The following is a 19,145-nucleotide window of genomic DNA, read 5'->3' on the forward strand; positions in this document are numbered from 1 at the left end:
TATGATGGCCTTTGATGAATATGAAGTAGCGATAAATAGTGAATTTACTTTGCAAGGTACACTCACTAAACCGAAAGCTGACGGGAAGTATGCGGCGATTGTTATTATCGCTGGATCTGGAGAAGTTGATCGTGATGGAACGATAATGCCACTGAATATGAAAGGGAATATGTATAAAGACTTGGCACATCTAATTACAAATCTCGGAGTGGTTACATTACGTTTTGATAAACGTGGTGTTGGAGCAAGTAGGGGTGAATTTATGAAAGCTGGGATGTGGGATTTAGTATCCGATGTAGAAGCTGTTATTACGTATTTGAAAGAACAACCATTTGTTAATCCGGAAAATATCATTTTAGCTGGTCATAGTGAGGGGTGTATGTTAGCAACTGTAGTAAACGCAAGAACACCAGTTAATGGACTCATACTTCTTACAGGAGCTGCGGAATCGTTAGAAGAAGCTACGAAAAGACAAAGAGAGATTATTTATAAGGAGTTAAAAGAGCAAAAAGGAATAAAAGGAAAGTTAATGCGTCTTCTCAATATTGAGAAACGAGGAGAAAAGCAGGCGCAAAAAGCAACAGAGAAAATGATAAACTCCAAAAAAGATATTGTTAAAATTGGTTTTAAGCCAATGAATGCAAAATGGTTTAGAGAGCATTTCCAGCATGACATCTATAAAGACTTACAACAAGTAACATGTCCAGTACTAGCAATTGCTGGTGATAAAGACTTTCAGGCGAATCCTGAAAAAGCGAAGCGAATTGGTGATTATGTGCAAGGTGATTCTGAAGTACATGTAGTAAAAAATATGGATCATAGTTTGAAACGTTTTGAAGGGGAGTTCAGAGCTTTAGAGTTTAAAAAGAATTATGAAGAAGGGGCGGGAAAGCCACTTCACCCGATGCTGGAAGAAATAATTGTGAATTGGATAAGTGCGAATTTTATCTCGCATAAGATCCCTGCATCAACATTAAGTGAATATGAGGGAGATGGAAAGGAGAGTAACTGTCTGTAAAAGACGGATTGGTTTAGATTAATAATAGGTATAAGTTCAAGCACATCTCCCTGATTGTACATTCTATAGTAAGATAATAAACTTTTGTTATTAGATCGCTATAGAAAATCCTCTTATTCAATCTGATATGCTACTAAATTCTGTAGAGGGGTGTTTGTATAAGGTTCGAAGTATAAATTCATATTCCGCTTCAAAACTTTTATCTAGATCAATATAGGTGTAGGCTCAAAATAAAGTTAGAACAATTATACAACACTCTACAAATAATCCAGGCTATTTAATATTAAGAGGAAGCCAACTATACACATAATCCATGACAGAGCTGATCCTGTACTATTAGCGATTTTCATTCGGAGCCTCTCGAGAGGTTTTTGCATCCACCGACCAAACAGGAGATAGAAGAGAAATAGCACGAGAGAGGGCAATACCATAATAAAGTTGTATCCAGCTAAAATAGAAGACCATTCTACCCATGATAGATTAGAAGTAGTTAGTATGCCAATTGCTGCAAAATAAGGAAAGGCAGTTCCCGCTTCAATTAATGTAGTAGTGAATCCGAGTGCAATTATTGAAAGAATGCTATTTGATTTTGGTGAAGGGAGCTTTGAACTTTTCTTTGGTGGAATATAAAAGCTTGCGATGAATAATAGGGCTCCAATAATAAATAATGTCCAGCTTACGATTCGGTTTTGAAATACGCCAGAAATAATCTCAAATAAAAAATTTAACCCTAGCATGAGTGAAACTCCAACAACAAAATAACATCCAGCTACCGTCAATAAATAAACGAATAAACGTTTCGTGAGACGCTCTTTATCTGTTAAAAGTAGATATATTGTTACTCCTATTGTAGTAGGGCTTAGCGTGTCCAATATAGCTAATCCGCCTATTAGGAGAAGTTGTTCTGTACCCATCGTGATTTCCCCTTATTTCGGCTCAGGCTTATTTTTTTCATTCATAAAAATGGCATATGCCTCGTTCATAAACTGAAGCACATCTTGATCAATTGGGTATAAACTAAGTTTCTCTGATTGTTTGGGAGACATCCTTATCTCCCAAAGCTTATTTAGAAATTCATCCTCACCTTCAAATTCTTCTAAGCGTTTTTCCTCCATTCTTCTCATGATATTTTGAACTTTTGTTGCCTTTGGACCGTCCTTCATATAACGTTTTAACTGGCCGATGAGAGCAATCCATTCAAGTGAATCAGAACAGTCACTTGACATTTTAGGAACCTTTTCCAATAATTTTATTTCTTTTTCTTTAAATACAGATTCGCGATAATACTGTTGTATATCTTTATCTTTGCTGGATAATTGCATAATCTTCTGAATCGCAATCCAGCTTTCTTCTCCTTCTATCGCAATTCCATTTATCAATTCCCGTAAGGATAATTCTATTTTCTTTAAATGTTCCTGCTCTTTTATTACGTAAGATAATTGATTCTGTAAACTATCCGACCAATCCCATTCATTGAAGTCGAGCATATTTTTAATATCTTGTAACGGAAATCCAACTTTTTTTAAAAATTGAACTTGCTGTAGTTTTTTTATTTCTTCATTTGTATATAAACGATGGCCACCTTCTGTTTTTGATGCTGGTTTTAATAATCCGATTTTATCGTAATAACGCAGTGTCCTTACTGTAACGCCTGCCAGTTCTCCAACTTTATTAATGTGTATCAACTGATAAACCTACCTTTCTGAACGTTAAGATTTTATCGTTAACGATTATTTTCTTCATACCACATCTATTCTTCTTTACTAAAAAGATTTTTAAGTAAGTAACCTGATCCTAATCCAATTAGTACACCAGGAAATGCATAATCCAATGTCAGTCCGATCCCTGCACCTATAATGACACATCCATAAATAATAATATCGCCTTGTTGCATCTAAAAACCTCCTATTTTTCTAATTTCTTTTATGAAATTGCGAAATAGTAGCTACTTAACAGTATATAAAATGACCCAACGTCAACTTCAAGTGTTTTTGATTTGTATTAATAAATTTATAAAACCTTCTAACGGAAGAGTTAATTTTGAAATATTTTGTGGACTTATCGTTCCGGAATATTTATACTAAATTATATAATAGGGGGTGTTGTTAAATGGGTAGAAAGATTAGTTTTAACAAAGAACATGCTTTAAATAAAGCGATGCATTTATTCTGGGAGAAAGGTTATGATGCTACATATATATCAGATCTGATTGAGACGATGGGCATAAGTCGATCTACTCTCTATGATAGTTTTGGAGATAAGGATGCACTATTTAAACTAGTTTTGGAACATTATAAAAACTATGGCTCTCAAAAGAGAAATTTACTTTTTAGTGGGATAAACACGAAAGCATCACTTACATCCTTTTTTTATCAACATATTGAAAAATGTTATTCAGATGAAATTCCAAAAGGTTGTATAATAACAAATTCTTCACTGCTTATTGGACAAATTGATCCTGCCATAGAAGAAATACTTATAAATGATTTTAATGAACTGGAAAACGTATTTAAGCAAGTCATTGAAGAAGGAAAAAGGAGTAGGGAAATTTCACAAGAGGCTGATACTGAATTAGTTGCATATTCTTTATTAAGTTTAAATCATAGCCTGAATGTAATGTCCAAATATAAAAAAGAGAAAAATTTAGCCTATCGTCTAGTGGATAAGACTATTGCAGACCTATAGTCTTTCTTTTTTTAATGATTTTGGAACGAACGTTCCGAAAAAGAAAGGAATGGTAAAGTTGAATAACAAGACAAATTTTCTAATATTTATTTTGGCGATTAGTTGTGGCTCACTTGCTGCAAATATTTATTATGCACAACCAATTGTACAATTCATTGCAAAAGACTTGAATATCTCCTCGGATTTATCTGGATTGCTCACTACTTTGACGCAAATTGGGTATGGATTGGGATTGTTTTTTATCGTACCAATGGCAGATTTATTTAAAAGTAAGAAAATAATAGGGATTCTTATCGGGCTAACTATTCTTTCATTAATTGGTACGCTAATTTCGACAAATGGAATTATTTTTTTACTATTAACCACTATAATTGGTATTGGAGCCTGTGCGGCTCAAATGTTAGTTCCGCTAACAATGAGGATTGTGCCTATTGAAGAGACTGGGAAATATGTCGGTAAAGTAATGAGTGGTTTATTGATTGGCATTATGATTGCTCGCCCATTATCTATCGGAATAGCTGACTGGTTCGGGTGGAGAATGGTATTCGTTTTTTCATTAATAGTCTTAGTTGTTATCTTACTGTTAATTATAAAATTTTTACCCGACTATGAAGTGGTATCAACTAGTAACATGCGATATCAAAATTTAATAGCTTCTATGGTAAAACTATTAATACATACTTCATCGTTACAACAAAGAGCTTTTTATCACGCATGTTTATTCGCGACATTCAGTCTTTATTGGACAGTTATTCCAATTTTATTAAGAGCAGAACCATTACATTACTCAAATAATGAAATTGCATTGTTTGGCTTTGTTGCAATAGCTGGAGCTTTATTAACTCCTACTATTGGTAAAATAGCAGATAAAGGTTATATTTTTACAATGACTAATGTATCAATGGCGCTTGTATTATTATCAATCATACTATTATTTTTTGTTCAAGATCATTCACTATTTAGTATGATATTAATACTTATCTCAGGCGTTTGCATCGATATTGGTGTAGCAGGAAATTTATTATTAGGTCAAAAAGTTATCTTTAGTTTGAATCCCGAGATAAGAAACAGACTGAATGGATTATATATGACCATCTTCTTTTTGGGGGGAGCCGTTGGTTCATGGGTTGGAAGTTATACGTACTATAAATTTAATAGTGAAGTAACTTTACTCATTGGAGCAGCTTTTCCTTTAATCGCCTTATTTGTTCATTTCATAAAGAATAATACAAAAAAATTATCGAAAACCAAAAGTGAGTTCATATCATGACTATTTATGTCTCTAAAAAGTCAGGGTTAAAATCTAGTTTGGGATACCTTTGATAGGCAAGGGGATCTTCACATGCCTATCAAGCTAATTAAAGTTTCTTTTTCACAGATAGAAAGGAAATGAAATCATGGAAAAATCAATAAAAAGTGAATTAATTGGAATGTTTATCTTTAATGAAACTTTTCATACATATGAACAAAACGAAGGAAAAGTACATTGGGGATTGGATATTGGAAAAGAGCTTGTACATGTACATGAAATGATGAAAAGAGCAGAAAAGCTTTATGTATGTTTAGAAGAATTTGATAAAAAAGCTAAGGTCGCTATAGCGAAAGAATTAATAGAGTATAAAAATGATTTTTGGCCTGAATATGATGAGAATGATGAACATTTAGATTGGGATGCTGTAGATGCAGGCGAATATGATATGACGAAAGAAACATTTGAGCAATCTATTACTCTTATGGACATTGTAATTAGAGAAAATGATATATATTGCGAATATAATGATGGAGATGTATTTGGTGGACATAGAATCCATGCTTCTTTTGACAATGAGTACAATTTATTAGATGCAGAGATTTAGTTTTGAGCGGTGAAAGTAAAAAGGATTGATTACTATAATCAATCTTTTTTGTCATTATTATAAGATAACGGTGAAATACTAGGTAGAGAGTTGCATAGTTTTAACGTATTATCCGAAAGGAGTCTCCTTCCTGGGGCGTGTGAAAGGCGATAGTCTAGCGGTAGGTGGGAGATGAATTTCGGTTTGGTGTAGCCAAACATTTGGTTTTCCTATTTATTTCGCCCTTGATATAATCAGTCTTATAAGAGGTAACGTTTGGTATAACAATGAAAGTAGATAATAATCTTTTAGGTTGTGTGATTACCGTCATAGCTTATGGGAAATGAAGCGAAAAATGAGGTGAATGGATATGGCAAAGCAGAATAAGGCGTACAAATTTCGTCTGTATCCCACAGAAGAACAAGCACATCTCATACGTAAAACGTTCGGATGTATACGCTTTGTGTATAATAAAATGCTGGCTGAACGGAAAGAACTATATTTATAAAGATTTAAAACAAGTAACATGTTCAGTACTAGCAATCGCTGGTGATAAAGACATTCAGGCTGATCCAGAAAAAGCGAAGCGAATTGGTCATTATGTGAAAGGTGATTCTGAGGTACATGTAGCAAAAAATATGGATCATAGTTTAAAAAGTTTTGAAAGGGATTTTAAAGTATTAGAGCTTCAAAAGAACTATAAAGAGGGAGCGGGAAAGCCACTTCACCCGATGCTAGAAGAAATAATTGTGAATTGGATAAGTGCGAATTTTATCTCGCAATATGAGGGGAATAAGATTTCCAGCTCAATATAAGGCGGAAGTGAGGAAAATCAATTGTTGATACAAGGTCGGTTGTTGTAGGTGGATTTAGTTTAGTATTTGGATTGTAAGTTTTTTGTGATATTTCCCATTTTAAAATGGGGAATATGATTAGTTAACCTATTAAAAACGAACATTAAAAATACTTTTAATAAAAACGTTCACTTTTAGATTGCGTGCACACTAAAAGTTTGATATATTACCAATATAATAATTTTATACATCATCACTCGTATATACTCGGTAATATGGTCCGAGCGTTTCTACCTAGTTCCCAATGAAAGAACTGGACTACGGGTTAAAGTATTCGGCCGTGCTATTTCATGAGCGCTACCGATCTATAATTTGGCATTTGTTTTATCTTTTGCTTAATTAACTTTGACTACCGTAGTTCTAGAAAGTAGAGATTCTTCTACAATTTCTAGAACTTTTTTGTTTGGACTAAAAGCATCGAGTATAGAAAACAACAAGAGAAAGAGGAGATTATTTATGAAGAAGAATACGTTGAAAAAATGTGCTGCCCTAGTAACTACCGTTGCATTGTCATTATCAATACTTGCGGGATGTAATGTGACTCCAAAACAAGTTGAGGCAAAAAGTAATCAACAACCTATTTTAATTCAAGGGCCAATGCCGATAGAGGCTGAGAAGTTTGCAAAAAGGTTAAAAAATGTGAAAGAAGAAAAGTCTGGAACTTTCGTATTTTATAAAGGCATTGTCGACAATTATCCTGTAATCGTAGCGAAAACAGGTAAAGGAATGGAAAATACAGCAGCCGCTACAGCAGTGGCTATTGAAAAATATAAGCCTAAGGCGATTATTAACCAAGGAACATCAGGTGGACACGATCCAAATTTAAACGTATTTGATATTGTTTTAGGAAAACAAGTAGCAAACATAGGTTCATTAAAAACAACAAATATGGATGAGAATCAAGGGATTGAACCGACAAAATGGATTTCAATGGACTTAATGGCTTCTGAAGGAAGTGCAGGAGAAGATCCAAATGCTGAGAAAATCCGATACTACGAGGGAGATAAGGATTTACTTGCAGCAGCTAATGCGGTAAAAGATAAATATACAAAAGGTAAAGTGGTTGAAGGGACTATAGGTTCAGCAGATCTTTGGAATAATGAAGTTGATAGAATTAAATGGTTCCATACAAAATACGGTACATCTGTTGAAGAAATGGAAGGTGCTGCCGCAGCGCAAATCGCAAAAGCTTATGACGTACCATTTTTAGGGATTCGAGTATTATCTAACAATAAAACTAACGGCGGAAAATACAATCCAAATACAGCGGCGGCAAATCAAGAATATGTATATGAAGTAGTTAAAAAGTATATAGATTCGATACCAAATAAATAGTAGTAGTTCTGTCTCAATATAAAAATGTTATCATTACTGCGCAATGTGTTGTGAACTCAGAATTACCAAAGTTTCTTTAATTAAAATAGATTGGTGCCTTACATGGTATCCAATCTATTTTTGTAATTATTTTTCAGAGGAAGAAGGGTTTTACACCAAAAAATAAAGACAATTATAGAAAAAGGAAAAGTCGAACGATTGATCAAATATGCATAATTGCATGAAAAAATTGAAATTTATAAGTTAACATTAAACTACTTTTTAATTGTAAAGAATATTTTAATAATCTTTACTAGAGAAGGATATTCGTTGAGAAGTAGATAAACCAAAAGTGTGGAAATAATACAGACTCAATAGAGTTTTGTATTAAATAAAAAGAAAAGGATGGGTATGGCTTTCTAAAAGTTTTTTTGGGTTAGAAAGCATTTTTTAGTTAATAGCTTCAAATTATATTTTAAAGGGGAAATGGTATATGAAGTTTCGAAATACAAAGCTTGCTATGGTTACACTATCTTCATTTTTTATTTTAAGTACTGCATCTCTATCATTCACAGATATCATACACGGTGAAGTAGCTTCTGCATCACCACAAGAGATTACTGTAAAAAGCTATGATGATACATATTATAATAATGCAATAGGAAAAACGGGTTTAGAGTTAAAGAAGGAACTTCATAATATTATTGATGATCATACAAAGTTATCATACAGTGCGGTTTGGGAAGCACTAAGAGATACTGATGAAGATCCAAATAATAAAAACAATGTGATACTCTTATATACTGGGCGTTCGCAAGGGAAACTTACGAATGGCTCAGGAGTTGATAATTGGAACCGCGAGCATGTTTGGGCAAAATCTCACGGTGATTTTGGAACGACTGCAGGAGCTGGAACAGATTTGCATCATTTAAGAGCGACGGATGTATCTGTAAATAGCTCACGTGGAAATCTGGATTTTGATAATGGTGGCGTGAATCATTCAGAAGCGACAGAATGTAAATATGATAGTGATTCTTGGGAACCTCGTGATAGTGTAAAAGGAGATATCGCTAGAATGCTATTTTACATGGCTGTTCGTTATGAAGGAGATAACGGCGAAATAGACTTAGAATTAAATGAAAAGGTGAATAATAATAAAGATCCATACATGGGCAAACTATCCGTTTTACTAAAATGGAATGAACAAGACCCTGTAGATGATTTAGAGCGAAAGCGTAATGAAGTGATTTTTACGAAATATCAACATAATCGTAATCCTTTTATTGATCATCCGGAATGGGTAAATAAAATTTGGAAGTAAAATACTTAAAGGTATTTTACTTTGAGAGAAGGGATTGATCACTATGATCAATCCCTGTTTATATCTATACTAGAATAAGTGATTTTTATAGGATTGGAGAATAGAATCGATATTTTATTAAGTAAAGTATAATATGAGTCTTTTAATACGGTCCCCACTCAATATTAACCCCAACAATAAGAAAAATAAGTCCGATGATAAACCAAATGAATGCAAGTGGAGCCATGAAGCGAATCCATTTGCCGTAAGAAATGCCGCTCGCTGCGAGTACGCCCATTAAAACACCGGAAGTTGGATTGAGGCAGTTTACTACACCTTCTCCAAGCATAACAGCTTGTACTGTAACTTGGCGCGTAATGTGCATGAAATCAGCTAACGGAGCTAATATCGGAATGAAAATAACAGATTCACCTGTACCGGATGAAATAAGGAAATGTAATGCGGCACTACTTACATACATGCCGATAACGCCAAATACCGGGCTTTGTCCTTCGAGAGACTGTGCGAGTTGGTTAACGATTGTATCAAGTAATTTTCCTTGTTCTAAAATGACTGAAATACAACGAGCCATTCCAACGATCAAAGCACCGTATATGAGATTTTGGCAGCCTGCTAGAAAAGTAGAAGCGATATCGTTTGCTTTCATGCCACCTATTATTCCCGCTGTAATTGCGATAAAAATAAAAGTAGCGGTCATTTCTGCGTCTGTCCAATGTAGACGAAAAGCGCCTATTAAAAATGCAATTAATGATAAAGCTGAAACGAGTAAAATTAATTTATGACGTATTGTCCAAGGAACTTCAGTTTTCTCTAGTTCTTTCTCACTTGAAAGAGCATTACTTGGAAACCAGTTGTCTCCGAGTATGCTTCCTTTATTCGATTGTTTTAAGCGTTTTACATACCAATTAATATATAAAATGGTGGCAATTAAAAAAGAGATATAAATTGCTGTGCGTAAACCAATCCCCGAAAACATCGGAAGTTCTGCAATTTTTTGTGAAATGCCTAAAGGTGAGGGAGATAAAATAGTAGCATTAAAACCAGCATAAGTGCCTAAATAAATAATTGCTACACCAACGATAGCGTCCCATTTTAATGTGCGTGCAACGATGATACCGATGGGGATAAAGCCGATAACTGAGTTAACGATAATACCAGTCGTTCCGAGAATAGAAAAGAGTGCAGCGACAATACATATGAAAAGTAATTGCTGATTGCGAAATTTATTAATAACATGATAGATTAAACCGTCAAGAGCGCCTGTTTTTTCAAGAATGGCGATGGCTCCACCTGTAAATAAAATTAAGAAGATGATAGGAGCAGCAAGTGTCATTCCTTTTTCAATAGCGGTAAAAAAAGAAACAAACCCTACCGGCGATTGTGGAACGGAATGATAACTTCCTGGTATTGTCGTTGTAACAGTACCGTTTGTAACTCTTTTAAACTCTCCAGCAGGAACGAAATATGTAGCAATGGCACATAGTAAAGCAATAAAAAATAGTAGTACATACGCATCAGGCATTTTAAACTTTCGTTTACTAGGTTGTTTTTTTACTTCAGTTTGTAATTGCATAAAACCCCTCCTTTTTCACCTAATTAATTTTTAATATTCTGAAATTTATCTGTGAAATAGATTATAATAAAGGTGGCTTCTTAAGGCAATAGTTTTTGTGTCCTTTTCCTGCATATATAAATTATCGCAACAATAGACAGGGAAACGAAAATAATCCAAGAATATGTTAAATAGAAAGTAAAAGGAAAAGAGGGAAAAAGATGTGGAAAACTACGGATCTATGTGATGAGTTTGAAAAAGAATTACAAATATGTCGCCAGTCTTTTCGATCTTTTGGGAAGAAAGAACAATTTCACGGGAAAATTGCAACGGTGAAAGTGAAGGATGATAATGTACTAGTGAAGGAAGGGTTGCAAACATTACCAGAAGGAACGGTATTAGTTGTTGATGGGGGAGCGTCTACGAATTGTGCGTTACTCGGTGATAATTTGGCAGCTATTGCGGAGGAAAGAAAGCTAGCAGGAATTATTGTATATGGATACGTTCGTGATTCTAGTGAACTAAAGAACATTAATATAGGTATTTTAGCGTTAGGGACAATGCCGAATAGAAGTGTAAAAGAAGGGAAAGGAGAACGAAATATTTCATTGCAATTTGGGCAAGTTGAATGGAAGCCGAATGAATATGTGTATGTGGATGAAGATGGCGTCATTATTAGTGAAAAGAGTTTGCATCGTTAATGGTTAGTAAGTTACTATTCTTAGAAAATAAATCCGATAAAGCATGGACAAAATTCTTTGTCAATAGTAAAATAATACAGAAATTTATAATTAACAGAATGTATAGGTTTATCGTTTTACGATAACTGAAATGGAAGTAAGTAGTGCCTAGAAAAGTGAATGTTATCACAATGATACGTTCATAAACAAAATTATTTTTCCTATACAAATATAGCCGCGAATGATGTGGGTAGGAGGTGTTGCACAGTTTGTTCGACACTTACAAAAAAAGAGTGTCAATTGCACGCCCTTGAAGGGTCTTTTTTTGTGTGAATAGTAGTAAGGGAGGAAATTTTGGGATGGCAATGTTGAAAAAATGGCTGCTTACGTCGTTAATGGCAGTTACACTCGTATTTGTTTCTTTTGCGAATACAGTACATATTACGTTTGCTGAAGGAAATACAGCAAAACTTGCAATTATTGGTGAATCACAAAAGGGCATTATGTTATGCCCGAAAGAAGAGCAAATTACAGATGGGGAAACAGCTTTAAGTTTGCTGCAAAAAGTCATGGGGGACAAAGTAACAGCAGAGACGATGTCGCTTGGAACGTATGTTAAAGGCATTGACGGCTTAATGGCTGGGGACACAAGCGGCTGGTTGTATGATGTAAATGATAAATCTGCAGAAGTTGGAGCAGATAGTTATAAATTAAAGTCTGGAGATGTTGTTGTCTTTCGTTTTGTTGCAGACTGGAGCAATATGAGCCAGGAAACATTACAGCAAACATTAGATAAATTTGGTACTTGTAAAACTGTAGAAGAACCAAAGACAGATGACCCAAAACCAGAAGAACCAAAAACAGATGATCCAAAAACGGATGATCCAAAACAAGAAAAACCAGAAGAACCAAAGACAGATGATCCAAAACCAGAAGAACCAAAAACAAATGATGAAAAGATAGAACAACCAAAGCAAGAGAACATTCAAGTTCCAGCAGCGAAAGTAAATGACGCGATCTCTAAGACATCTGAAAAGATGTTACAAGATGGAATTGAAAGTGATTGGGTAGCTTTAGGCCTTTCTCTTTCTGGAAAGAATGTTCCAATTGAGGCGAAATTAAATTATGTTAAGTCAGTAACTGAAAAAGTAGAAAAGCGCATTAACCGTTTTTCAGCGACAGATTTAGCTAGAACGATTATTATGATGAATGCAATGCAAGCAGACCCTACAAAGGTTGGCGAACATAATTTAGTTCAAAAATTGTATGAATCAGATAAAGTAAATTCTGTTACAGGTTATACATTTGCTTTACTTGCATTTGATACGAAGAAATATGAAGTGCCAGTGAATTCAAAATGGAATCGAGTTGCTTTAGTAGATGCGCTTTTAAACTCACAGCATACAGATGGCGGCTGGACTTACGATAGCGCAAGCAGTAAAGACAGTGCTAGTAGCGTTGATGTAACAGGTATGGTTTTATCAGCATTAGCTCCATATCAAGATCGACCAGATGTGAAGACAGCTGTAGAAAAAGCTGTTGCCTATTTATATAAAGAGCAACTAGAAAATGGTGGTTTTTCTGCTGATGGACAAGAAAACTCTAATAGTGTTGCGCAAGCAATTATTGGACTATCACTTGTGAAAGATGTAGATCAAAACCGTCTACATAAGGCAGTGCAAAATCTACTGTCATATCAACTTCCAAATGGTGAATTCAAATGGTTACCAAGTGATCAAAACGGTAGCGGAATGGCTACAGAGCAAGCGTTATTAGCACTACTTCAGTTTAAAGATCTTGAAAAATCGATTTATGACTGGTCAACTGTATCTGTTCCTGAAATCGATAAGAAACCAAATGTGGATTCAGAAAATGTTGTAGTAGAAAAAGAAGTTATTGAACAACCAGAAGAACAAAAGCAAGTACAACAAGAAACGAAAGATGACACTCTAAAAGTTGTTGTCGATAATGAACCGGTTAAAAGCAAAAAGTCAGGAAACGGTAGTACGTTACCAAAAACAGGAGCATCTTCTCATAGTGCAGCTACAGAAGTAGGTATGGGTGTATTATGTATTGCTTCTGCATATGTATTATGGAGACGTAAAGCAGCTTAACAAAAATTAGGAGCAATCATTTGCTCCTAATTTTATCCCGCATTAACTGCCCGTAAAAGCCCGATTGGTTCAACTAATAATAAGTGGGGGGTGGAAAAGCCCCCCACTTATTAAAGTTTCACTTTATTATGAAAGGTGAGAGACAACATGAGTAAGATGAAGTGGTTGATTTCTTTAATGCTTTCACTTGGGTTACTTGCCGGATGTGAAGAGGCAGCTGTAAAGCCTGAGAAGAAAGTAGAACCAAAGCAAGAAGAGGTTGCAAAACAAGAAGAGAAAAAAGATGAAGCGAAACCGGAAGAAAAGCCGGAGGAAAAACAAGCTGAACAAGAGAAAAATAAGCAAGACGAACAGAAAGAGAAACAAGAACAAAAAGTAGAAGAGAAGCCGAAAGAAGAAAAGGCACAGGCACAACCGGAAGTAAAGAAAGAAGAGAAACCTCAGGAACAGCCTGCTACTAAGCAACCAGAACAACAAAAAGCACAAGAAGAGAAACAACAAGAGCAACCGAAAGCGCAAGAAGTAAAAGAAGAAGCGAAGGTTGTGAATCAGCCGAAAGAAACACCGAAGCAGGAGCAAAAAGAGGATCCGAATAAAGGTGGAAAAGACGTAACTCTTCCAACACCACCGAAACCAGTGCCACCTAATCCACCAGAACCACCAAAACCACAAGCAAAACAAGTTACGATCTCAGTAAAAGGTAATGAAGGATACTTATTAGGTGCGAAAAAAATGGATGTACAAGAAGGCGATACTGTTTATAAAGTATTGCAGCGTACAGGTTTAGATGTGGATGCGAGTGGATCTAAAGGCGATGTTTATGTAAAAGGGATTAATGATTTATATGAAAAAGATATTACAGCTACTAGTGGATGGAAATATCGTGTGAACGGTTCGTTTCCAAACCATAGTGCGGGTGTAGTGACAGTGAAGCCAGGAGATACAATCGAGTGGGTGTATGTATTAAAATAAGAAAGGCATTCGGTAAAGGACTATGAAAATAAGTTTTTCTTCTTTACATCCTTTTGTGAATTTTTTCTATTATATCGGGGTGATGATACTATGTATGATGTGTCTTCATCCTCTTTTTTTAATTGGAGCAATACTATTAATCGTTATAATCAATGTGATGCAAGGGAATAGCGAAAAGATAAGAAAGATGTTACCGAGCACAATCGTTTTCTTTTTTATGGTCATTTTATTTAATTCATTATTAACACATAGAGGTCGAACTACATTATTTTGGTTAGGTGATAGCCGTATTAAGCTTGAGGCGATTATGTTTGGAGTAGTAATGGGGTTATTACTAGTTGCGATTATGTTTACGTTTGCTTCGTATAATGATATTATTTCAAGTCATAAATTTTTATATTTGTTTTCTAGAATTTCACCGAAAGTGGCATTGTTAACGATGATTACAGTGAGATTTGTTCCTTTGTTTATGAGGCGATTACAGAAAATAACACTCGTTCAAAAGACAAAAGGTGTACAAGTAGATGCAGGCTCAATTGTGGAACGAGTGAAAAATGGTATGCAATTGCTGCAAGTATTATTAATTTGTTCATTAGAAGATGCGCTGCAAACAGCAGATTCTATGCAAGCCCGTGGATTTGGTGTAACGAAGCGTACGACATATATTCGGTATAGAATGGAAAGACGAGATTGGTACACGCTCAGTTATTTAAGTATTCTACTTATCATTGCTATTATATGTAGTACGTATGGCGGAGGAAAGTTAATCATTTATCCAAAAGTCGAGTCTATTCTATTTCAGCAATACGATGGAATGATGTTTGGCGTATTTACGATGTTTATTAGTCTACCAATTATAATGGAAGGAAGGGAGTGGATATGGTGGCGCATGCAGAAATGAACAATTTATCATTTGTATATGCTGATGAAAACGAATATGCGTTACAGCATATTTCTCTTTCTATTCAAAAAGGAGAGTTTATTACACTTGCTGGAGGATCAGGATCCGGGAAGACGACTTTATTAAAACATTTTAAAAAAGAATTACTTCCAATTGGTAAGCGTACTGGGGATACATATTATGATGGTACTTTATTAGAAAATGTACCGGATTTGTTATCTGCCCAAGAAATTGGTATGGTATTTCAAAATCCAGAAAATCAGCTCGTAATGGATACGGTCATTCAAGAATTAGCATTTTCTTTAGAAAATATCGGGTTACCATCACAGATTATTCAAAAACGAATAGCAGAGCTTATTAGCTTCTTAGGATTTCAAGATTTATTGCATCAATCTGTTCATACGTTATCTGGCGGGCAAAAGCAGCTTGTCAATTTAGCTGCGGTATTAGTTATGCAGCCGAAATTATTATTATTAGATGAACCAACGGCGCAGTTAGATCCAATTGCTGCGAAAGAGTTTTTAGGATTGTTAAAACGAATTAACGAAGAACTTGGCATTACGATCGTTTTAAGTGAACATCGTTTAGATGAGGTGGTACCACTTGCTACACGTGTTATTTGTATGAATAATGGTCAAATCGTGTATGATGGAAATCCTAAAACGGTTATAGCGAACATGTGGGAAGTTGAAAAATTCCGTCCATTTATTCCGCAAATTCCAAGATTATTTTTAGAATGGAACGTGGAAGATATTCCGTTTACAGTGCGAGAAGCGCAAATGAAACTGAATAATTTTTCAGAGATATCCTATGTGAATGAGCCAATAGCACAAAGTGAAAAGCACGAAGTTATTTTAAGTGCAGAGCATATATCTTTTCAATATGAAAAAAATAGTCCACTTATTTTACGAGATTTAACCGTATCGATTGAAAAAGGAAAATGGGTAGCACTCGTTGGGAAAAATGGGACAGGGAAGTCTACACTGTTAACGATTTTGGCGGGGTTACAAAAAGCGAGAAGAGGGAAAGTAAAGTGGAATGGGAAAGTGATACATAAAATTGATTCGAAAGAACGATTTAAAAGTATTGGGTATGTATCACAGCATCCGTATTATCATTTTACATTTGATACAGTGTGGGAAGAAGTGTATGAGCGTGCACGTGAATTATACGGAGAACAAGGAAAAGAAATAGCAGAACATCAGCTTAAAAAGTTTTGGCTATATGCACTTAAAGAACGCCATCCACATGATTGTAGCGGGGGAGAGCAACAACTACTTGCATTATGTACAACGTTATTAACAAAGCCAACTTTATTACTACTTGATGAACCGACAAAAGGATTAGATCCGTGGAAGAAAGAAAGAGTAGGAGAGCTATTTAGAAAACTGCAAAAAGTAGGTACAACAATTGTAATGGCAACGCATGATATTGAGTTTGCAGCGAAATACGTTGATCAATGTATGATGTTATTTGACGGAGCAGTCATTATGAATGATGCACCGAAAGAATTTTTTAGTGGAAACTTCTTTTATACAACATCTATCAATCGATTCATTCGAAAAGAATTGCCATATGCATTAACGTGGGAGGATGTGTACGAAGCGTGTCCAAACGATATGTTGCATTCATAATATGTATTTTTGCAGTTATAATAGGTACATTACTCTTTACTACACTTATCATGGATGGTTATTACATGTTAAGTAGTTTGTTTTTATTAGTCGTTATTATGTTACCTTTCTATATCCGTTTTGAAAGGAAGGTGTTTGTTTCACGTGAAATTGTTCTCGTTGCCGTGTTAGCGGCAATTGCAGCAGTTAGCCGTGTACCGTTTTCTCTTTTACCAAGTGTACAACCGACTTCTTTTGTTATTATCGTTTCTGCAATTGTGTTTGGAAGCGAAACTGGATTTATGATCGGGGCAACAGCGGCGATTGTGTCTAACATCTTTTTAGGGCAAGGTCCGTGGACGCCGTGGCAAATGTTTTCATGGGGTATGATTGGTTTTATAGCAGGCTTACTTCGTAATACGTTTTTAATGAAAAAGTTATGGGGGAGACTACTATACGGGTTCTTCGTGGGCTTTTTATTTGGCTGGATCATGAATTTCTGGGGGCTTCTCGGTTTTATACGTGAAGCAACGTGGGAAACAGTCATTTCGTATTATATCGCAAGTTTTTATTTCGATTTGAGCCATGCAATTTCAAATGTTGTGTTCTTACTATTATTTAGTACGTCTTGGATTACGATTCTTACGAGATTTAAAAAGAAATACGGCATATTAGATAAGCATAACATGGTATAGAAAAGCATACTCATATAAGGTAGGGTCGCGACTTACATATTCGTTTGCCTCTTTCATGCTTCTTACATATTGTAAGGAGCATTTTTCTGTATATTTTTTAATTATAACGGTAATAATTATGAAGTATGCCATTTGAAAAAACTTCCCACCTTATGATGGGAAGTTTTTTCAATCTTGTTCTAAAATATGAACCGTGTAATCACAACGTTGAATAGCTTGTTCGATCGCATAAAGTGATTGTTCAATACGAGCGCGATTAAAATCTTTTTCAACAGTCTGTAGCGCTTCTTCTAAACAATGTTTTGCTTCTTGTAATGATTGAAAAGAATTTTGGACATATCCGCGAGCATTTTCGTGCATTTCATAATCCTCCTTGCATATTCATATATGTATAGTATGAACAGTAAGGAACAAAATATAATTTGTTATATTTGTTTGACAATTAGAATGAAATTACGTATAGTAAGAATTAAGTGAATATTTTCTTATCCAGAGAGGTGGAGGGACTGGCCCGATGAAACCCAGCAACCGCGATGCAGGTGCTAATTCCAGCAGAACATATTTGTTCTGGGAGATAAGACGAAGATATATACGTAACTTCTTCTTATCGGAGAGGTTTTTTTGTTGCAAAAAAACCGATTACGAAAATTTATATTAAGAAGAAAGGGGTTGCGAAGTACTGTGACACTCGAAAAATACGTAAAACTGCGTAGTACAGTTTATGAATATATGATAGAGCAAGATAAGCCAATATCATTGTTAGATATTCAAGAACATATCGTTTCGCATCATGAAGGAAAATTCACGAAAAAGATGTTACATCAATTTTATTTATCAAGACTATTAGATGAACTGAAACTGGATGGGAAAATTACATTAGCTGATGAATATCTCTATACTGAAAAAGGGGTATTTTATAAGGCGGGAAAAGGGAGCTAAGCTCTCTTTTTTTGAAGTATGTAGAGTAAAAGACTGCTTAAGCAGCCTGATACAAGGGAATGGTGTTGAGTGTGTAGTGTCAAAGATTGAATGTGCCTGAAAGAGGCACTTCATATCGGCTGCAAATGAAAAGAGACACCTCCGCCGAATAGGTGTCAGTCGTTTTGTCATATAGACTTGCTATTTGACAGTTATTAGAATAACATGCAGGGGTTGTGGAAGTCAAAAGGGAATTAAAGGAAGAGGTGTTGTTATGTACGCTTATTTATTACAGGATATAACGAAATGGATTCCGAAATACATTGTAGATAGAGGATACGAATATTATGAAGATGGACATGTAGAAGATGTTGAAATACACGATAAGAAAATATTTGCTTTCGTTACTGGAAATGCAGGAAATTATGAAGTAATTATTGACCTTGAAGATTTTACAGAAAGTAGCTGCGAGTGTCCTTATGAGAATCTTTGCAAGCATATGGCGGCAGTTGTTTATGATATTCAAGGTGCTGGTGAAAGTACGGTAAAAGAGAAACTGAAAGATTTAGAAAAGGAAGAGTTACTTACAGTATTAAATCGTTTATTACAAAGTTCGAAAAACGTACAAATTGTAGAGAAGATGTTAAAGAAGGGGAAACTTTAACTTATAGAG

At 35.0% G+C, this 19,145-nt stretch carries 19 protein-coding genes, 2 pseudogenes and 2 riboswitches; of the genes and pseudogenes, 16 read left to right on the forward strand and 5 right to left on the reverse strand.

Translation table 11 applies throughout. The annotated features are described in order from the left end of the window. Window position 1: 1 nt before the first annotated feature. Window positions 2-1,018: an alpha/beta hydrolase family protein gene (locus ACLBWW_RS17800; RefSeq protein WP_048544570.1), complete on the forward strand. Its 1,017-nt coding sequence runs from the start codon at window positions 2-4 to the stop codon at window positions 1,016-1,018. A gap of 257 nt (window positions 1,019-1,275) precedes the next feature. On the opposite strand, the gene ACLBWW_RS17805 is transcribed toward ACLBWW_RS17800, so the two are convergent. The 3 genes from ACLBWW_RS17805 to ACLBWW_RS17815 form a co-directional block, all read right to left on the reverse strand. After that, on the reverse strand, window positions 1,276-1,932 hold the full coding sequence (locus ACLBWW_RS17805) for a GAP family protein (RefSeq protein WP_048544572.1): 657 nt from the start codon (window positions 1,930-1,932) through the stop codon (window positions 1,276-1,278). Between the two features lie 12 nt (window positions 1,933-1,944). After that, window positions 1,945-2,703: a MerR family transcriptional regulator gene (locus ACLBWW_RS17810; RefSeq protein ID WP_048544575.1), complete on the reverse strand. Its 759-nt coding sequence runs from the start codon at window positions 2,701-2,703 to the stop codon at window positions 1,945-1,947. Window positions 2,704-2,768: 65 nt separating this feature from the next. Then, on the reverse strand, window positions 2,769-2,912 hold the full coding sequence (locus tag ACLBWW_RS17815) for a hypothetical protein (protein ID WP_001183897.1): 144 nt from the start codon (window positions 2,910-2,912) through the stop codon (window positions 2,769-2,771). 215 nt (window positions 2,913-3,127) lie between these two features. Between ACLBWW_RS17815 and ACLBWW_RS17820 the strand changes: the two genes are divergently transcribed. From ACLBWW_RS17820 to ACLBWW_RS17850, 7 genes and pseudogenes are all read left to right on the forward strand, one after another. Then, the gene (locus tag ACLBWW_RS17820; protein WP_098069016.1) at window positions 3,128-3,703 is read left to right on the forward strand and encodes a TetR/AcrR family transcriptional regulator; all 576 of its coding nucleotides are present in this window, start codon (window positions 3,128-3,130) and stop codon (window positions 3,701-3,703) included. Between the two features lie 49 nt (window positions 3,704-3,752). Further along, complete coding sequence (locus tag ACLBWW_RS17825; RefSeq protein WP_098048035.1) at window positions 3,753-4,973, forward strand: MFS transporter; 1,221 nt, start codon at window positions 3,753-3,755, stop codon at window positions 4,971-4,973. A gap of 127 nt (window positions 4,974-5,100) precedes the next feature. Beyond that, window positions 5,101-5,559 (forward strand): DUF2262 domain-containing protein, encoded by a 459-nt coding sequence (locus tag ACLBWW_RS17830; protein ID WP_048544578.1) that lies wholly within the window; start codon window positions 5,101-5,103, stop codon window positions 5,557-5,559. Between the two features lie 349 nt (window positions 5,560-5,908). Further along, window positions 5,909-6,040 (forward strand): annotated as a pseudogene (locus ACLBWW_RS17835) (helix-turn-helix domain-containing protein); the annotation flags it as partial. Next, window positions 6,039-6,353 (forward strand): annotated as a pseudogene (locus ACLBWW_RS17840) (alpha/beta hydrolase); the annotation flags it as partial. The pseudogenes ACLBWW_RS17835 and ACLBWW_RS17840, both read left to right, overlap by 2 nt. A 216-nt stretch (window positions 6,354-6,569) precedes the next feature. Next, window positions 6,570-6,673: riboswitch (purine riboswitch) on the forward strand. Window positions 6,674-6,848: 175 nt separating this feature from the next. Beyond that, on the forward strand, window positions 6,849-7,727 hold the full coding sequence (locus ACLBWW_RS17845) for a 5'-methylthioadenosine/S-adenosylhomocysteine nucleosidase (RefSeq protein ID WP_098069017.1): 879 nt from the start codon (window positions 6,849-6,851) through the stop codon (window positions 7,725-7,727). Window positions 7,728-8,199: 472 nt separating this feature from the next. Further along, a complete protein-coding gene (locus ACLBWW_RS17850; protein ID WP_048544587.1) occupies window positions 8,200-9,027 on the forward strand; it encodes an endonuclease I family protein in 828 nt (275 codons plus the stop codon). Between the two features lie 142 nt (window positions 9,028-9,169). Here the strand turns inward: ACLBWW_RS17850 and ACLBWW_RS17855 are convergent, their stop codons facing one another. Further along, the gene (locus ACLBWW_RS17855; RefSeq protein WP_098069019.1) at window positions 9,170-10,600 is read right to left on the reverse strand and encodes a YfcC family protein; all 1,431 of its coding nucleotides are present in this window, start codon (window positions 10,598-10,600) and stop codon (window positions 9,170-9,172) included. A gap of 200 nt (window positions 10,601-10,800) precedes the next feature. Here ACLBWW_RS17855 and rraA point away from each other — a divergent pair, with 200 nt between their 5' ends. The 6 genes from rraA (at window position 10,801) to ACLBWW_RS17885 (ending at window position 17,554) form a co-directional block, all read left to right on the forward strand. Continuing rightward, window positions 10,801-11,280 (forward strand): ribonuclease E activity regulator RraA, encoded by a 480-nt coding sequence (rraA, locus tag ACLBWW_RS17860; protein WP_098069020.1) that lies wholly within the window; start codon window positions 10,801-10,803, stop codon window positions 11,278-11,280. Between the two features lie 338 nt (window positions 11,281-11,618). After that, a complete protein-coding gene (locus tag ACLBWW_RS17865; protein ID WP_447614147.1) occupies window positions 11,619-13,373 on the forward strand; it encodes a DUF4430 domain-containing protein in 1,755 nt (584 codons plus the stop codon). Window positions 13,374-13,520: 147 nt separating this feature from the next. Then, window positions 13,521-14,345, forward strand: coding sequence for a DUF4430 domain-containing protein (locus ACLBWW_RS17870; protein WP_447614148.1), 825 nt, complete (start codon window positions 13,521-13,523; stop codon window positions 14,343-14,345). A 22-nt stretch (window positions 14,346-14,367) separates the two neighbouring features. Further along, the gene (locus tag ACLBWW_RS17875; protein WP_098047986.1) at window positions 14,368-15,246 is read left to right on the forward strand and encodes an energy-coupling factor transporter transmembrane component T; all 879 of its coding nucleotides are present in this window, start codon (window positions 14,368-14,370) and stop codon (window positions 15,244-15,246) included. Then, window positions 15,225-16,880 carry an ABC transporter ATP-binding protein gene (locus ACLBWW_RS17880; protein ID WP_098633694.1) on the forward strand — a complete coding sequence of 552 codons (1,656 nt, stop codon included), beginning with the start codon at window positions 15,225-15,227 and terminating at the stop codon, window positions 16,878-16,880. Before ACLBWW_RS17875 ends, ACLBWW_RS17880 begins: the two co-directional genes overlap by 22 nt. Continuing rightward, entirely contained in the window at window positions 16,853-17,554 is a 702-nt protein-coding gene (locus tag ACLBWW_RS17885; RefSeq protein WP_048544603.1) for an ECF transporter S component, read from the forward strand. The genes ACLBWW_RS17880 and ACLBWW_RS17885 overlap by 28 nt, the downstream gene beginning before the upstream one ends. A gap of 168 nt (window positions 17,555-17,722) precedes the next feature. Here the strand turns inward: ACLBWW_RS17885 and ACLBWW_RS17890 are convergent, their stop codons facing one another. After that, on the reverse strand, window positions 17,723-17,914 hold the full coding sequence (locus ACLBWW_RS17890) for a hypothetical protein (protein ID WP_000545003.1): 192 nt from the start codon (window positions 17,912-17,914) through the stop codon (window positions 17,723-17,725). 122 nt (window positions 17,915-18,036) lie between these two features. Next, window positions 18,037-18,135, forward strand: a riboswitch (SAM riboswitch). A 40-nt stretch (window positions 18,136-18,175) separates the two neighbouring features. Between ACLBWW_RS17890 and ACLBWW_RS17895 the strand changes: the two genes are divergently transcribed. Both ACLBWW_RS17895 and ACLBWW_RS17900 read left to right on the forward strand, forming a co-directional pair. Continuing rightward, on the forward strand, window positions 18,176-18,493 hold the full coding sequence (locus ACLBWW_RS17895; RefSeq protein WP_002096439.1) for a hypothetical protein: 318 nt from the start codon (window positions 18,176-18,178) through the stop codon (window positions 18,491-18,493). Window positions 18,494-18,746: 253 nt separating this feature from the next. Then, a complete protein-coding gene (locus ACLBWW_RS17900; RefSeq protein WP_098047983.1) occupies window positions 18,747-19,136 on the forward strand; it encodes an SWIM zinc finger family protein in 390 nt (129 codons plus the stop codon). The last annotated feature ends 9 nt before the right edge of the window (window positions 19,137-19,145 follow it).

Source organism: Bacillus sp. M5A3_1b, assembly GCF_053345335.1.

Bases quoted from the DNA above. Each gene is read 5' to 3' on its own strand.
- ACLBWW_RS17800 (WP_048544570.1), top strand. From the start codon at position 2: ATGATGGCCTTTGATGAATATGAAGTAGCGATAAATAGTGAATTTACT.
- ACLBWW_RS17805 (WP_048544572.1), bottom strand. From the start codon at position 1,932: ATGGGTACAGAACAACTTCTCCTAATAGGCGGATTAGCTATATTGGAC.
- ACLBWW_RS17815 (WP_001183897.1), bottom strand. From the start codon at position 2,912: ATGCAACAAGGCGATATTATTATTTATGGATGTGTCATTATAGGTGCA.
- ACLBWW_RS17820 (WP_098069016.1), top strand. From the start codon at position 3,128: ATGGGTAGAAAGATTAGTTTTAACAAAGAACATGCTTTAAATAAAGCG.
- ACLBWW_RS17825 (WP_098048035.1), top strand. From the start codon at position 3,753: ATGGTAAAGTTGAATAACAAGACAAATTTTCTAATATTTATTTTGGCG.
- ACLBWW_RS17830 (WP_048544578.1), top strand. From the start codon at position 5,101: ATGGAAAAATCAATAAAAAGTGAATTAATTGGAATGTTTATCTTTAAT.
- ACLBWW_RS17845 (WP_098069017.1), top strand. From the start codon at position 6,849: ATGAAGAAGAATACGTTGAAAAAATGTGCTGCCCTAGTAACTACCGTT.
- ACLBWW_RS17850 (WP_048544587.1), top strand. From the start codon at position 8,200: ATGAAGTTTCGAAATACAAAGCTTGCTATGGTTACACTATCTTCATTT.
- ACLBWW_RS17855 (WP_098069019.1), bottom strand. From the start codon at position 10,600: ATGCAATTACAAACTGAAGTAAAAAAACAACCTAGTAAACGAAAGTTT.
- rraA (WP_098069020.1), top strand. From the start codon at position 10,801: ATGTGGAAAACTACGGATCTATGTGATGAGTTTGAAAAAGAATTACAA.
- ACLBWW_RS17865 (WP_447614147.1), top strand. From the start codon at position 11,619: ATGGCAATGTTGAAAAAATGGCTGCTTACGTCGTTAATGGCAGTTACA.
- ACLBWW_RS17870 (WP_447614148.1), top strand. From the start codon at position 13,521: ATGAGTAAGATGAAGTGGTTGATTTCTTTAATGCTTTCACTTGGGTTA.
- ACLBWW_RS17875 (WP_098047986.1), top strand. From the start codon at position 14,368: ATGAAAATAAGTTTTTCTTCTTTACATCCTTTTGTGAATTTTTTCTAT.
- ACLBWW_RS17880 (WP_098633694.1), top strand. From the start codon at position 15,225: ATGGTGGCGCATGCAGAAATGAACAATTTATCATTTGTATATGCTGAT.
- ACLBWW_RS17890 (WP_000545003.1), bottom strand. From the start codon at position 17,914: ATGCACGAAAATGCTCGCGGATATGTCCAAAATTCTTTTCAATCATTA.
- ACLBWW_RS17900 (WP_098047983.1), top strand. From the start codon at position 18,747: ATGTACGCTTATTTATTACAGGATATAACGAAATGGATTCCGAAATAC.